This is a genomic window from Flexivirga endophytica (genome assembly GCF_014640635.1).
In the GTDB taxonomy this organism is placed as follows: domain Bacteria; phylum Actinomycetota; class Actinomycetes; order Actinomycetales; family Dermatophilaceae; genus Flexivirga; species Flexivirga endophytica.
In genome coordinates this window covers 1057405-1072042 of sequence record NZ_BMHI01000001.1, presented here as the reverse complement: position 1 = coordinate 1072042, position 14638 = coordinate 1057405, and the positions used below count along the sequence as shown (strand labels likewise).

12 protein-coding genes are annotated in these 14638 nt (G+C 66.9%); all 12 read right to left on the bottom strand.

Translation table 11 applies throughout. From position 1 onward, the window contains the following. Positions 1 to 9: 9 nt before the first annotated feature. Positions 10 to 1473 (bottom strand): type IV secretory system conjugative DNA transfer family protein, encoded by a 1464-nt coding sequence (locus IEX71_RS04880; protein WP_188835770.1) that lies wholly within the window; start codon positions 1471 to 1473, stop codon positions 10 to 12. Beyond that, positions 1470 to 1928: a hypothetical protein gene (locus IEX71_RS04875; protein WP_188835769.1), complete on the bottom strand. Its 459-nt coding sequence runs from the start codon at positions 1926 to 1928 to the stop codon at positions 1470 to 1472. Before IEX71_RS04875 ends, IEX71_RS04880 begins: the two co-directional genes overlap by 4 nt. 152 nt (positions 1929 to 2080) lie before the next feature. Further along, on the bottom strand, positions 2081 to 3664 hold the full coding sequence (locus tag IEX71_RS04870; protein ID WP_188835768.1) for a peptidoglycan DD-metalloendopeptidase family protein: 1584 nt from the start codon (positions 3662 to 3664) through the stop codon (positions 2081 to 2083). Positions 3665 to 3667: 3 nt separating this feature from the next. Further along, positions 3668 to 5185 (bottom strand): putative type IV secretion/conjugal transfer ATPase, encoded by a 1518-nt coding sequence (locus tag IEX71_RS04865; protein WP_188835767.1) that lies wholly within the window; start codon positions 5183 to 5185, stop codon positions 3668 to 3670. 110 nt (positions 5186 to 5295) lie between these two features. Then, positions 5296 to 6807, bottom strand: a complete 1512-nt coding sequence (locus tag IEX71_RS04860; protein ID WP_188835766.1) for an SCO6880 family protein — start codon at positions 6805 to 6807, stop codon at positions 5296 to 5298. Between the two features lie 32 nt (positions 6808 to 6839). Further along, positions 6840 to 8492 (bottom strand): TrbL/VirB6 family protein, encoded by a 1653-nt coding sequence (locus tag IEX71_RS04855; RefSeq protein ID WP_188835765.1) that lies wholly within the window; start codon positions 8490 to 8492, stop codon positions 6840 to 6842. Beyond that, positions 8492 to 9322: a hypothetical protein gene (locus IEX71_RS04850; protein ID WP_188835764.1), complete on the bottom strand. Its 831-nt coding sequence runs from the start codon at positions 9320 to 9322 to the stop codon at positions 8492 to 8494. Before IEX71_RS04850 ends, IEX71_RS04855 begins: the two co-directional genes overlap by 1 nt. Next, on the bottom strand, positions 9322 to 9621 hold the full coding sequence (locus IEX71_RS04845; RefSeq protein WP_229749464.1) for a hypothetical protein: 300 nt from the start codon (positions 9619 to 9621) through the stop codon (positions 9322 to 9324). Before IEX71_RS04845 ends, IEX71_RS04850 begins: the two co-directional genes overlap by 1 nt. Next, positions 9618 to 10277 (bottom strand): hypothetical protein, encoded by a 660-nt coding sequence (locus tag IEX71_RS04840; RefSeq protein ID WP_188835763.1) that lies wholly within the window; start codon positions 10275 to 10277, stop codon positions 9618 to 9620. Before IEX71_RS04840 ends, IEX71_RS04845 begins: the two co-directional genes overlap by 4 nt. A gap of 221 nt (positions 10278 to 10498) precedes the next feature. Beyond that, entirely contained in the window at positions 10499 to 10729 is a 231-nt protein-coding gene (locus IEX71_RS04835) for a hypothetical protein (RefSeq protein ID WP_148043232.1), read from the bottom strand. A gap of 53 nt (positions 10730 to 10782) precedes the next feature. Next, entirely contained in the window at positions 10783 to 11619 is an 837-nt protein-coding gene (locus IEX71_RS04830) for a hypothetical protein (RefSeq protein WP_188835762.1), read from the bottom strand. Positions 11620 to 12053: 434 nt separating this feature from the next. Continuing rightward, a complete protein-coding gene (locus IEX71_RS04825; protein WP_188835761.1) occupies positions 12054 to 14561 on the bottom strand; it encodes a UvrD-helicase domain-containing protein in 2508 nt (835 codons plus the stop codon). Positions 14562 to 14638: the final 77 nt, after the last annotated feature.

Here is a 14638-nt window from a genome sequence, read left to right as displayed (position 1 = left end):
TGCCGGTCATCACGCACTCCGCTCGTCTTCGTCGTCGATGGTCAGCCCGCGTCGACGGGCTTCCACCAGGGCGCGCGTCGCCTGCGCCTCGGGCGTCACCACCATCTCCCGTTGCTGATCCATCACTAGCCGCAGCTTGTCCTTGCGGGCCAGCAGCTGAGCGCCGGCCTTGCCGTCGATGCACCGGTGCAGTTTGGCGATCATCGGTTTGCCGTTCTCGGCGATGACCAGCGCCCGACGCTCTTTCAGTTGCCGGATCTCCTCGCCTCGCAGGATCGGGATGTCCTCACCGGACACGGTGCGTCCGCCCATCTGACCGCTTTGATAGCTGGTGCGGGCGACGCGGGTGACCCCGAGCAGGTCGGAGATCTCCTGGTTGAATGCGGCGTCCTTGGACCCCCCGAAGACCATGAGGTTGTTCGTCAGTCCCAGCAAGGCGCGCGCTTCCTGCTCCCCGAAGATCGCCGCCAACTGCCGCCACGTCTGGGTGGCGTAGATGATGCTGATACCCAACGCCCGCTCGTTCGCCATACGGGTCCGCAGCGTCGGCAGCGGGGCTGTGGACGGCAGTTCATCCAGGCAGGCAAGGAACGGCGGGCACAGCCTGCCCCACCGGGACCGGTTGGCGGCGGCGAGAGCAGTGTCCAGGACGTGCTCAGCTACGGCCGTCATCAGTGGTGACGCGGACGCGTACGGGTCCTCGCGACCCAGCAGGTAAATGGTTCCGCCCTGCCGGACCACCTCCGCGATGTCGGTGGCTGGGCGTCCCTTACTGGGCACGCAGCGCCGACGGATGTCCGCCTGGAAGAACAGCGACATCGTCTGCTGCACCGTGGTGATGGTGTTTCCGGCCGTCCGATCGTCGCCATGCAAGGCGCCGTGCAGCAGCCCGTGCCAGAACGGGGCCGCCTGCGGATGCTCCCTCAAGATCTCGGTAGGCTCGTTGGTCCGCAACGGCTGCGCCACCCATTCCAGCACGTGCTCGAGGGATCGGCCGGTCAACGCGGCCGCGTGGTAGTAGGCCTGCAACACCTTCGCGGCCTCCGCGGCGTAGAACCGTGCCGCGTCGTCGCCGTGGCCCTGCGTCATCGACCCCTTCACCGACCCGGCGGTGAACGCTTTGGCGCGCCGTTCAGCAACCATGGGGTCGACGCATCCGTCGATGATGTCGACCACCAGCTCGGGTAGGCCGGGCGCGAGCCCGAACGGGTCGAGCACCAGGCATGGCTTGCCACCGGCCTGGCGGTCGCTGAAGCTCAGGAGCAGGTCGTCGACTTTCGTCAACGTCACCAGCGCCGCGCCGGGCGCCCCCAGCAGCGCAGGAATGAGCAGGTCGAGCGTCTTGCCGCTGCCCTGTGGGCCGATCACCCCGGCTGTGCGGTCCCACGGGATCCACAACTCCCCGCCTCTTGGCTCGACCGCCTTGCCCAGGCGCCATCCCACGTCGTGCGGATCCATGACCAGCTTCCTCATCCGCGTACCCTTCCCTTCTTGCCGTACAAGTCAGGTCGTACGACGCCGGACACTTTCCGCAGCCGGGTGCGGCCGAGGAGGTCTTCGGCCTCATCCCGGCTCGCCATACCTTGCACGCGGTTCGGTCCCCAGCGGTCGAACGCCATCTTGAGCGCGACCGACAAGGCCACCACAACCAGCAGTTCGACCAGCACGATGCATGACCACAGCAGCAGAGAGCTGGCGGGGTGATGCAGGCCGCTGATGCCGGCCGCGGCGTTGCCATGCACCACGCCGGGGATGGCGGTGAACAGGTTCGCGTCGGGGGTGAAGGACCATCCCGCGCCGGCGACACAGTTCGCCAGTGCCCGGCCCGTGTGGAACCCATACAAGATCCCCAGGAAGTAGGCCACCATCACCCCGACCGGCCGCTCCCAGGTCCATGGATAGGGGTCCGTCCGTCTGCTTCGCTGCATTCCGCCTCTCCTTTGCTCCTACTCCCCCGAAGGTTCGAAGGGCCGGGCTGGCGCTCACTGGCCGATCTGCGGATCGGTCCGCGATGGCGCCACCGGCACCGCCGTCGTCGTCGTCGCATCGGTCGGCCGGCCTCAGTCGGGGGTGGTAGTGGTCAGCTGGTCTTGCTGGGGTGATCCGACACCTGTCCTACGCGCCAAATTTCGAAGATGTGCTTATGAGTGATGTCGTATCCGTAGTCGCTCACGGTGACCCCGTCTTTCGGGTTCTGCGCGCCGATGGCCTGGTGGTCGGCCGGGTTGAAGACCATCTCGACGTGGCCGATCTTGTTCGGGCCGAGGTAGCTGTCGAAGAAGATGAGATCGCCGGGCTTGGCCTTGTCTGCCGGCACTTTGAACCCGTTGCCGGCGGCGAGCCAGTCGCGTTGCGCACCGGCTGTCCGTGGCATGGTGATATCGACCTGTGCGTATGCCGCCATCGCGAACGAGGAGCAATCCCACGTGTTCGGGCCGTTGGCTCCCATGACGTAGCCGTCGCCGAGGTGGTCCTTGGCCCAGCCGAGGACCTTCTTGATCCGCTTGTCGCTGATCGGAGGAAGGTCGGGGTTGCCGTCGCCGCCGCTTCCGCAATCGGTGGGGTCGCCCAGCACCGTGCCGCCGCCGTACGCATGGGCGTAGTACAGGACGTCGTTGACATACCAGTCCGCGTGGTTGTATCCGAAGATCGCCTTCTTGACGCCCGCCGGGCCGCTGGTGACGCCAAGCTTGGTCAGGTACTTCGCGGCCGTCATGATGCTGTCGGCGTTGTCGTTGATGTCGGCGATACCATCGCCGTCGCCATCGACTCCGTATACCGACCATGTCGCCGGCATGAACTGCATCAACCCCCGGGCGCCTGCGCTGCTGACACCGAGATCCATCCCGTGGGCTGTCTCCTCCATGCCGACGCCGGCCAGCAGGGTCCAGGGCAGTCGGTAGCGGTTCGCCGCTTTGACGTAGAAACCCTTGATGGCGCTGGGTATGACGATCGGCGGGTTGGTAAGGGACTGCCGCCGGTCCTTGCCCGGCAGCGGTAGCGGGAACCCGATGCCACCTTCGCCGCCAGGAGGCGTCGGCGGCGCTGGCGGCCCGGTGTGACGGGGTGGGCTGGGCGCGACCGCCTGCCCGTTGAGCGGTGCCTTGTGTTGCTGCATGAAGGGGATCGGGTTGATGTACTTGTTGTTGACCGCAACCCCGAAGTGCAGATGATTGCCGGTGCTGTTCCCGGTCGAACCTTCCAGGCCCAGGCGTTGGCCGATCGTCACCGTGGCACCGACGTGCATCGCCGGGTCGAGCTTGGCCATGTGCCCGTAGGTGGTGCTGATGCCGCCTCCGTTGTCGAGCACCACCGCGTTCCCCAGGCCGCCATACGGCCCGGCGACCTTGACCTTTCCGGCGGCCGCGGCCAGTACCGACCCGGGGGCGGGCAGCATCGCGATGTCGACGCCTTCGTGGTAGGTGGATCCGATGCCGCCGGGTGAGGGCCGCGGGCCGAAGCCGGAGGTGATCACATACCGTTGCGACGTCGGGACGCGCCAGGCGCCGGTGGGCTGAACCTGTGCGCCTCCCTGGTCGCATTGGGTGATCGCCAGCTCTTCACCGGCCGCCGGTGAAGTGACGGGAGCCACAATAAGTGCCGCCACCAGCGGGACGGCCGCGATGAACGCGACCGGTATGGCACCCGTCAGGTATTTGTTCATCGGTCACGCCGCCGCGGCGATCGCGTCGTTGGTGTAGGTGAGGTCCTTTTCGATCGGGTGCAAGACGGTTTGCACCTTGTACATCTGCTCGCCGACGCACCACACCGCGCGGCCTTTCCCCTGCATGCCCCAGCCGGTGACCAGCCTGCGTGCGATCGGTCCGAGCTCAAGGAGGCGTTCCAGTTCGTCTGCGACGCCGGCGTCCTGGCCGAGCAGGATCTTGATGTCGGCCAGGTGCAGCAGGTCCTTGGCGATCGCCACCGCCTGCGAGCCGGCGTCACCGGCAGACAGCAGGTCGGACGGCTTGTGCCCGACCGCGAACTGGATGTCCCCATGGGTGCGACTCAGCCGCAGGTCCGCGTCGAACGACTTCACGGCTTCGGTTCCCAGGCGCAGCTGCTTCCACGACTCGTCGCGGACCACGATCCGCAGGTCGCCGGGACTGGACATTTCGCGCATGCCACGTGCCCAGCTGTTCACGCAGGTGAGTGCGATCCCGACCGCTTCGTCTCCGAGGGGCTCCAGCCGGGACAGGCTCAATGACTGGATCGGCGCCTTCCAGTCGACCTGGATGGTGGTGTGGTCGTCGAAGAGGCCTGCGAGGGCGCCGGACACCAACTGACCCAATGCGTCACGCAGCAAACGGGTTTCGTCCCAGAAGTGTCGTTCAGAGGAGTACCGGCAGTCCTCGATCAGTTGGGCCGTGGGGTTGTTGAGCAGCTCCCACAACTCGGGGATGGTGACCTCGACGAGCTGGCTCTGTCCCGAGCTGTACCCGGTGAGGATCTGCAGTGCCGCCTTCACGACGGTCTCGTCGGTGGGCCCGAACGGCACGTGCTTGTCACCGATCTTCTGCGAGCCGACCAGCCCACGGACCAGTGTCAGCCACCGGCCGAACACGATCGAGGCGCGTCGCTGTGCCTCCTGCGGTGTGAGGTCGGCCCATCCCTCGCCCAACGGACCGAATGAGATCGGGTTGATCCGGGTCGGCATACCGTGACCGACGGCGAACGGTTCGACGTTCAGGGCACGGCACAGCGGCTCGTACTCGTCCTTCGGGTCACCGCACACCAGTGTTCGGTAGTTGAAGTCCATCATTCTCAGGCAGAACGCCTTGGTGGTGCCGCTCTTGCCGCGGCCGGGTTTGCCGAAGGAGAAGATGTTGCCGTTGGTGACCGGGACGCTGTCGTCGAGGGTCCAGCCCAGGGGGTCGGCGAAGAAGCTGCCGCCGGACAGTTCGTCGATGCCCATCTGGGCACCGGTCGGGGGAAGGCCGGGGGCGGCGATGAACGGCCAGAAGACCGGCGCCTGCTCGCTGGTCATCCGCCAAGAGGCCACCGGAGCAGTGACCGGACCGTGGCCGCGGCCGGCGCGCAGTGCACCGCCTCGAGGCGTGTGCCGGAACAGTCGCGGCTCCTTGGGGGCGGGAGCCTCCTGCGGCAGCCGGGGGACCTCGTGCCCGAAGTCAGACAGCAAAGTCGCCACGTCACGGCCGGCGCCGGCCTTCACTCGTCGTCGCATCCGCGGGTCTCCTGGTCTGTGGTCGTGATCGCTGCCCAGGGAGCTGCCGCGAAAGCGGCTCCCACCCCACAGAGGGCAGGAGCCGCCGCTTCACGCTCACGGGCGGGGCCTCACCCGCCGCCGCGGCGGGTGAGGCTGATACCCATCGGCACAGTGGCCGCGATGAACGCTGTGTCCTGCGCCAGGTCCAGTCGCAGCGGGGCGAACCCGGCGCGCCGGATCGAGGCGTCCAACCTGCGGCCGTACTCCGCCACCCGTTGGGTCTTCGCCACGGTGACCGTGGCGATCGCGTAGGGGTGGATGAGCGCGTTGCCCTGCGCCAGCTTGCCGTCGAGACCGCGCACCTTCCCGGTCTCCGCCTGCTGCTTGGCCCGCACCTTCACGCCCAGCTTCTGCTTCAAGGATCCGCCGACGTCCGCGGCCCACTCGGCGTTGTTGCTTTGCCGTTCAGCCTTGCCCTGCTTGGCGATCGGGTACACCACCACAAAGGAGCGCCGCTCCCCCGGTTCGCCCGGGGTGAGCACCGGCGCGAGGGCGCCCATGACCGCGCCTTTCGCCGGCAACTTGATCGTCGAACTGATCGAGTTCCAGGCGTCGTGCGAGTAGTGGCGGAACGCGGGATCTGCACCGGACGGGCCGGCCATCGCCCACGGGATATCGGCGTTCACCTTCGGGTCTCGTTCCCGTTCGCCCAACGCGTCGATGATGGCGGCACGGTCCCCGGGCGCGAAGCCGGTGCGACAGGCCAAAGCGAGCTCGGGTGAGGTGAGCCAGTTGACCGTCGTCATACCCATCGCACCGCGCAGCTGCGCCTCCATCTCGCCCATCAGCCCGTAGAGCGCTCGGGCGCGCCCTTCGACCCCGCCACCGGATTCCTTGGCAACCTTGGCGATCCGAGACTCTGGTACCACGAGCGTGCAGTACGCCTCGGTGCGCACCGACGCCATACCCAGCCCTTGCTTCAAACCGTCGTTGACAGTCCGCGCCAGCTGCGGCCCGTCCAGGTTCCGGTGCCGTTCGACCCATTGGTCGCGCTCGGCGCCGTCCTCGGGCACCGACCGGACCATGAATATGACCTCGTCGACGAGCTCGGTGCGTTCGGCCGCTTCGAGCATCTCGCTCAGGCCGCGACCGGTCTGGTTGCGTGCCAGCGCCTCCATCATCCCGATGCCGGGGTGGACGACGGTAGCGGTGACGGCCCAAGTGCGTGTGGCGTGATTCTGGATCACGGCGACGCGTGCCATTGCGGCGCCGTGCGGCGGGCCGTCGTGGATCTGGGCCGGTTGCAGCACCCCCGGCAGATCCGGCTCGGCAAGGTCCTCAATCTTGCCTTCAGCGCCCTTGCTCGTGAAGAGGCTGAACTTGAGCACGGCGCCGAGCGAGAACCCGGTGACCCGCAACGCCCACCCGGTCGCGGAGCGGCCAAGGACCGGTGTGACGGTAATGACCGCCAACACCGCCCAGATGACCACGAAGAGCGCCGCCGCCAACCACGCAGCGTTCCCGAGGGACCAGAAGAACGGGAGTATCCCGACGGCCAGCACCGTCACCTGCCAGCCGTGCAGGCCGAAGAACCAGCCGATCTTCGCTCTGGTGTAGTCGTTGTAGATCTGCGACGTCATCGGCGTCTCCTTTCAGTTGCCGTGGTTGTGTGTCAGGCCACCGGGACCGCGGCGGCACCACCGCTGCCGCCGGCGGCCGCTCCACCCTCGCCCGCACCGGCACCACCGCCGGGGCTGTTGCCGCCGGATGAGCCATCCGCGGGGGCGCCGTCCTTGGTGATCGGCGTGTTGCCGGTGGGCGGAAGGGTGTTCTGTCCGCTGATCCCTTCGCTGATCGGGTCGCGGCTGCCCTGGTCGTTGCCCTGGTCGTTGGTTCCGGTCGGGGGCTGCGGCGTGCTGTCATCGCCGCCGTTGCCTTGCGAGCCGGTGCTGGGTGGCGGCGTCGGCCCGGTCGGTGGCTGGGTGTTGTCGTCCTGTCCGCCGTCATTGCCGGGTCCGGTCTTGGACGAGGTCTTGGATGAGTCTGAGCCGTTGTTCGACTTTCCGTCGCCGCCCTTGTTCTTCTTCGCGGTGGAAAAGTCAGGCTGGTAGGTGTTGTGCCCGACACCCATCTGGTTGGTCAGGTCGGTGCCGATGGACGCGCCCTTGGTCCCCAGGTTCTGCATCCCGCCCAGTGTTTTCGAGGCAGCCTGGCCAAGTCCGGGTCCGAGCCCGCTGAGCATCTTCTGGAATCGGCCTGACGCTTGTTCCTCGCTCGAACTCTCGCCTTGAGATTTGCCGTCCTCGTCGCTGGTCGATGCCGCGGATCCGGCGTTTGCCCCGCCGTTGCTGGAGCCACTTGCTTTTCCGCCGAGAAGGCCAGAGACCCCGCCCATCGCGCCGAGGCCGGCTCGCATTCCGGCGCCGGAAGACGTGCCCGGGTCCACGAACGCCAGCAATTTGAACAACGCCAGCGGGCTGAACACCCCGATGCAGATCAGCACCACGCTCGGCAGGGCCGTGCCGATCGACTTCTGCGTCGAGTCGGTCAGCCCAGTGGCGACCCCGCCGGCCATCTTCACGCCGATACCGAGCACCAGGATCATCAGCACGGGGCTGAGTGCGGCGGCGTGGAACCAGCGCAGCGATTTCCAGAACCAGGCCTTGCCAGCGTCTGCTACCAGGCCCGCAGCGGAGATCGGCGTGGTCGCGGCGAGCACAATGAGCGCGCCCGCACGGGCCAGCATGACCATGAAGTGCCCGAAAGCCGCGAGGATCACGAACAAGCCCATCACCCCGAGCACGGTGGCGACAGTGCCGTCGGTGATGTTCTTAGTGGAGATCTCCTTCCAGGGGTGCCACAGCGACCAGGAGTTGACGTGCAGCAGGCCGCTCATCAGGGCCCGGGTGAGACCGCCGCATGCTGCGACGACGGCGACGCCGTAGGTGATCCCGGCGCCCCAAACACCGACGAACTGGGCGGTACCGATAGCGACAGTCGCCAGACTGCGGCCGTCGCGGCGGATCGCGGCGGTGCCGAGCTGGACCAATGTCATGAGGCCCACCAGGGCACCGGCGATCCAGAAGGTGGTTTGGTACACCTGCGAGCCGGGGCCGTTTTCGCTTAGATCCGGCACCAGGAACGCGTCCATGAAGTTCAGCACGAGCTGCAGCAGCCACAACCCGGCGTTCCACAGGCCGAGCATGGCTGCGGTCCAGCCGCCGGCGACTACCTTTCCGGCCTCGCCGGCCAAGTAGCTGAAGGGGTTCAGTTTGGAGACCCAGCCCCAGGCGTCGGTCTGGATGGCGATGCCCGTGTGCAGCATCAGTTGTCAGCTCCCGCACCGGACCAGGTGAGCCACCCGGCCTTCTTGCTCACCTCGGTGCCGGGCCACGTCGACGGCGCTTGCCCGGCCGGAGTCCCCGGCGCAATCATCCAGCGCCCGTTTGACGGTGACCATTGCATGCGTTCGCAGTAGCCGTAGCCGATCTGTGCGTCCTTGGAGATTGACGCGCGCACCTGCATCAGGACGCAGGCCACCGTCCAATCCGGGCCGTCGGTTCCTTTGATCTGGGCTCCTTGCGGCGTGGCGACGACGGCGCTGGTGGGATCGATCTGTGAGCCCATCTGCGCACTGCCGAGGAAGGCCTGCACGTTCTGCATCAGCGGCCACTTGGCGACCCCGTCACCGCCCGGTAGCGCCCACGCGTCGTAGATCTGATTGGTGGTGGCGATGTTCATGTTCTGCAGCACCGCGGTCTCGATCGCCGCCAGCTGCCCGACCGCACCGTGCGGGGTGTGTGGGAATCCGGTGTTGATCCCGGCCGGCCCGGACCGTGGGCCGGCCGAAATGGTGATGGCCGGGGCCGGCACGGCGGCTGGTGTGCCCGGGTCCGCGGCGCTCTGGTCGACCGCGAGCATGGGCGCCGCGGCGACTTCGTTGCGGTGGGCCGACCCGAGAGCGCTCGTCGGATGCGGCGACGGGACGGACTTCGGTCGGGGGTTGATGGAGCTTGTGGGCGATGAGGATGCGAAGGCGTAGTAGACGGCGAAGCCGAGCCCGGCCACCAGGGCGACGCAGACCGCGGCGACGCCGGCGACGACCGTCAGCAGTCGCGTACGCCCCCATGCCTCGCCGCTGATGTCGCTGGACATCAGATGCACCCGCTCCCCATGATGCCGTTCAACATGGCGGGCAGCACCTTGTAGCCGATGGCGGCGACGAAGACCACAACCAGCCCGACCAGGGCAACCTTGGACGCGTGCGGCATCGAGAACACCCGACCGGCGACGACGCCTCCGATCCCGGCGACGATGCCGAGGAAGAACAGGACGATCACGCCCCACATGACGTAACCCTTGATGTCGTTCACCGGCGCGGATGCCCCTTTCGGTGCCTTTGGGCAGACGGCGGCGGCAAGCGTGCTGGCCTTCGCGGCGATGTGATTCATCATGAGAGTTCCCTTTCGAAGTTGTGGCTGGTGACCAGTTGCAGGAGGTCTTCAGCGGCCGCTGTCAGCGATGTGGGCAGCGGCCGCGAACACAGGCCGCGGATGGCCAGGTCCGAATCGGTGGGCAGATCCAGGAGCCGGCCGCTGGCGTCGAGGGCGCGGGTGAGCGGGCCCTGACTGTGTGCGACGGCCTTGTCCCACTTGCGCCGTCGCGATCCAAGGACCGCCGCGACCGGTTGGCCGGCGTCCAACAGGTCGAGTGCCGTTTCCAGACGGCGCAGACCGGGCACGGTTGCGGTCGTGGCCAGCACGACGTGCTCGGCGCCGCGGACCGCTTCGCCGAGCCATCCAGACGAGGCGGCGGCGTGGCCGAATTCCCATCCGGCGGCCAGCACGGTCAGCTGCAGCACCCGGTCGGGGTCTGCGGGCACGGGCACTTCTGCGGCCGTCCCGAGCATGGTGCTGACCCGGTCGATGAGGACGGTGCCGCGCGTGCCCCGGATCCATGGACCGTGCCGACCGAGTTCTGCTGTGCTCGCCCCCGCCAGGTCGGACCCGGTCGACGACCCGCACTCGATGACCCTTGCCGGCGTGCCCGAGGCGGTGGCGATCGCCAGCGCGACGGCTGCCGCAGTGAGGGAGTCGGTGCACGGCAGCACCGGCAGGATCGTTTCCCCGGGGGGCGCCTCCCATGTCGAGCAGGACCCTTGAAGGGTGCTCGCGGCCGTCGGCGTGGGCTTGGTGTTAGGCCCAGGCCCCGGCCCCTGAGGTTCGCTTCGGACGAGGTGGCCGCGGCGGAACTCGCCGGCCGCGACGGCCTGCCACGCCCGTTTCAGCTCATCGACCGATACGGCGCTTCGGCGTCGTTGCGTGATGGTCGTCATGCGCCCTCACCGCCGAGTACGGCCCGCCGGGACGCCAGCGCCGCCCGCAGTTCGTCGGCCGTCAAGTCCCTCAAGGCGACCTTGGCCGCTTGGACCTCGTGCAGCCGCGCCACGCAGCCATCGAGTTCACGGATGGCGGCGGCTTCGCTTCCCGCGAGGTCGAACAGCCGTGCAATGTCAGCTGGTGTGCGAGCGGCCCTTCCTTGGCCCCGGTCGTGCTGCGGCATCGTGATCACCTCCGACCTGCACGAGCGGTCGGATCGGACTTGGCGCTCACTGTTCATGCCGGGATCTGCCCTCGGGAGCAGGCCGCGCTCAAGGCATCAATGCTGTTGCGCACGCGCCGGCGGACGGTCTGTTCGGAGGTCCCGAAACTGCGCGCGATCTGCCGGCTGGCGCGGTTGCTCAGCAGTCCACCGCTGCGGCCGGTTCGGGTGGGAGGTTCGCGGTCTGCTGCTTCGACCAGGCTCAGCATCAGATCGCGGTCGTATGTCGAAAGTGTTCCGTTCTTGCACGCCCAGGAAAGAATCCTGACTACTTCTTCTGCGGGGTCCTCATCGGCGGGTAGTTCCTCCCGTTCCGGCCGCATTCTTTCGGTGACGTCCGTTGGCGTGGTCCGCGCCCACGTGATGTCGTCCCGCTCGACGTGCGAGCGGACTCCGAGTTCAGCCAGGACGTGGTGCCTGACGTTCATGTAAATGTTCCCGGAGACCTTTTCGAGCCGGCGCCAGGGGAATGAGCGGATTTCCAGCCACAACTGCGACGCGATGACCTGATCGACGTATTGAGATCCGATGCCTCGCTGCAGTTGCTGGGCGAGTGTGATCATTCCCGGGATCAGTTGCAGTGCGAGAGCGGCGGCGGCTGCGGTGTCATTGCCCCCGTCGACCGCGCCGAGGGTTGCCAGGGCGTGCAGGCCGGCTTGGGTGTCGGGCGCGTCGAGTTGAGACCCGACGCGGAGCTCGAAGAATGATGCGGCGTCGGTCGCCTCGGCGAGCACCGGGTACTGCTCGGCCCAGGTCGACCAGCGTCGCGCCGCATCTCGCAGCAACTCGCTGCTCTCGCCAATGCCCAGTAGGTTCGCGATCCCGCTCTGGGGGAAGTCCGCATGGGTCATAGCCCGCTCCTTCAGTCGTGTGTCGAACACGGCAGAAGATGGCCTGCGGACGTTTCCTGTTTCGTTCCCCCTGACGGGGGGAACGAACCCGCGACCCAGGGGGAACGGTCCGCTGACCTGCAGCGATGCACGTTCCCCAAGTCATTTGCGCGAAGGGGTTGCAACGGGGGCGAACGAAGCGCTTTTCCGGGTGCTTCGTCGTGCACTGCGAGCAACTAACCGAGCAGTGGACTGGTTGCGCGCGGCCGAGGAAGTTGATCTCGCTGCGTCGGCGCGAGGGTCGCCAACCCGGGGCTGAGCCGCGGCCGGGCCGACATCCCGGGTGGGATCCACACGGCGCGCGGTCCAGGTCACGTGACGTGCGGAGTACCGGACGCCGCCCGTGTCGCCTGCGCTTCAGTCAGCGAGCCCGACCTTCTCGCAGAGCACTGGGGTCACGGGCTCGTGGACTCGCGCTGCTGTTCGATCTCCCAGGTCTGGTACTTCCCGTTGCATGCCGGCCAGGTGACGCACCCGTAGAAGTCGCCGTTTGACCCGGATTTCAGCACCACCGGGTTGACCCGGCAATCCGGGCATGGAATCGGGTCGTCGGTTTCTCCGTCCCGATTGTGGATCGTCACCTTCTTATCGTTGAACAGTTCCATCAAGAATGTGGATTCCCGGAACTTTGTGGTCAACAGCAGTACGGCTTTACGCGCGCGGGTCAGCGCAACATAGAAGAGGCGTCGTTCTTCGGCGTCGGGAAATCGGTCCGCGCCGGGTTGGGCCAGGCGCAGCAGCGGGTCGTCCTCGATGGTGCTGGGGAAGGAGTACGCGGCACCGGAAATGAGATCTAGTACGACGACATAGTCAGCTTCTTTGCCTTTTGACTTATGAATGGTGTCGGCGCTTACGGTCAGGTGCGGCCGGCTACGGTCACACAAGTCGGCAACGCGCTCGAGCGTGTGTCTATAGCGCCCGAGCACGAAGACGCTGGCAGGTTTCGCGTCGCCTGCATGCTGCTGACTGAGCCCGGTCAGGTAATCCTCCAGGGCCGCGGGATACTCATCGCCCGTGTTGACCGCGATCGCTTGCAGCGTGGGCGGGTCTTCCCGTTGGACCGAGGAGACTTGCTTCTCCAGCTGCGCAGGGTTCTTGGCGACGAACTCCCCGGCCACATCGCACAACGATTGGGGCGAGCGGAACGTCCGGCTCAGGTGGACTGTCGGGCCTTGCCCGAACCAGGTGGCGAAGTCGGTCATCACGGACAGGTCGGCGCCTGCGAATCTGTTGATCGCCTGCCAGTCGTCGCCGACCCCCAGAAGGTGTCGATCCGGCCCGGCCGTCAGAGCACGGACGAGCCACGCCCTCGCGCAGCTGCTGTCCTGCAGTTCGTCGACCAGGACCATGGTGTAGGGGTTGGCCCATCGGCCGGCTTCGATGATCTCGGATGCCTGTTTGAGCATGTCGTCGAAGTCGACCTGATTGGCGGCCGCGAGCTGGCGCTGCCATTCCTGGTGGATCGCTCGATAGAGCTGCAGGAACAGTTCGGTGCGGATCGGGATGCGCCCGGTGGCCGACGCCGCCCGCTGGCGTAGGTCCACGCTGGACAGCTGGTTGCTCTTGGCGTGGGCGAGCACGGTCCGGAACAACCGGATGATGCTCGCGTCCTCCACCGGTTCACGTCCAGGGATGTGCTGAATTTCGTGGTAGCTGTCGTCGATCACGAGACCGCGTGCTCGTAACTGGGTGGCGAGGTAGTCGAATCCGCTGCCGTCGCGCACGGATGCGGAGGTGGTCTCCAGCAGGGTGGTCCCGTGCGCTTGGTGCATCTGCCGTTTCCAGCGCATGCCCTCGCGGTAACCCTCGAAGGTCGGAGGTGGGTTGCCATCGCGGTCGATGGCCCAATGCTCGTGGTAGGCGTCGATGTCCGGGTAGTAGAAGTCCGGGTGGTACTGGCCGTGCCGGGCTGTCGCAGTGCCCACTTCGTACGGGCGTTCATACTCGTACCGGACGCCGTGGTAGAAGAGCCAGTTCGCGATGAGGCGTTCTTCTTGGCTTTTGACCACTTCGTCGTTCAGTGTGCGGTACCCGCGTATGCCGGTGATCTTGTCGTGGTCCTCCGGGCGGCCGGGTACACCGAAATCACTCAGCGGTTGGCCGAACACGAGCCGGAACAGATCCCACGTCCGCCGAAACGTCTCGTCGCGGTCCCTCAGCCGGTCGACGACACGTTCCATCCGCTTGGCCCCGTTCAGATCCACCAGGTCGCCGGGGACCCTTGGCTTGCGGCCGGTGGCCTGGCCGATGACCTCGAGCCCGAACGAGTGGAAGGTGGTGGCTTTGATCTGTTCGCCATCGAGCCTGTGGGTGTGGAGGCGTTCCACCACACGTTGGTGCAGCTCGTCAGCGGCTGCCTTGTTGAACGCCAACATCAGGATTTGTCCGGGTTCGGCGATGCCCCGCGCGAGGGTGTACCCGGCGCGAGCAACCATTGTCGAGGTTTTGCCGGATCCGGCTGCGGCGATCACTCGCACGCTGTTGTCGCACATCGCGACGGAACTGATCTGCTCCTCGGTCAGTGGCGACTTCTCGATCGTGTCGAAGAAGTTCTTCATGTGCACCCGCTCAACGGCCAGGAATTCCTGGTTGCGCTCGGCTACCCAGATCGGGATATCGGTGTGCTCCCAGGTGTGGATCGCTTGCAGTAGCGATGCCGGTTGCGTGGCCAGGAAACCAGCCAGTTCGGGCTCGCTGCGGACTTGGTCGAACACCGGGCTGGCCAGGTCCGGGCGGTCCGCCAGCCAGCGTGCGGCCAGCTCACGGGGGATCCACCGGTTGCGCAGCGTGTCCAGGTCGCGCAATACGCCCTCTCGCCACTGCTGCACCTGGTGGCCATCCGCGATGAACGTTGCGCTGAGCCGCTCGAGTCGATCAGCCTCGGCGATCACCTGCCCGATCACATCGTCGAGTGCGCGCCGTGTCTCCCGGTTCAAGCCACCCAGCGCGGTATATGCCTCTGCTGGGACGGCTACGACCG

Coding starts and splice junctions, on each gene's coding strand:
- IEX71_RS04880 (WP_188835770.1), bottom strand. CDS start 1,473: ATGAGGAAGCTGGTCATGGATCCGCACGACGTGGGATGGCGCCTGGGC.
- IEX71_RS04875 (WP_188835769.1), bottom strand. CDS start 1,928: ATGCAGCGAAGCAGACGGACGGACCCCTATCCATGGACCTGGGAGCGG.
- IEX71_RS04870 (WP_188835768.1), bottom strand. CDS start 3,664: ATGAACAAATACCTGACGGGTGCCATACCGGTCGCGTTCATCGCGGCC.
- IEX71_RS04865 (WP_188835767.1), bottom strand. CDS start 5,185: ATGCGACGACGAGTGAAGGCCGGCGCCGGCCGTGACGTGGCGACTTTG.
- IEX71_RS04860 (WP_188835766.1), bottom strand. CDS start 6,807: ATGACGTCGCAGATCTACAACGACTACACCAGAGCGAAGATCGGCTGG.
- IEX71_RS04855 (WP_188835765.1), bottom strand. CDS start 8,492: ATGCTGCACACGGGCATCGCCATCCAGACCGACGCCTGGGGCTGGGTC.
- IEX71_RS04850 (WP_188835764.1), bottom strand. CDS start 9,322: ATGTCCAGCGACATCAGCGGCGAGGCATGGGGGCGTACGCGACTGCTG.
- IEX71_RS04845 (WP_229749464.1), bottom strand. CDS start 9,621: ATGATGAATCACATCGCCGCGAAGGCCAGCACGCTTGCCGCCGCCGTC.
- IEX71_RS04835 (WP_148043232.1), bottom strand. CDS start 10,729: ATGCCGCAGCACGACCGGGGCCAAGGAAGGGCCGCTCGCACACCAGCT.
- IEX71_RS04830 (WP_188835762.1), bottom strand. CDS start 11,619: ATGACCCATGCGGACTTCCCCCAGAGCGGGATCGCGAACCTACTGGGC.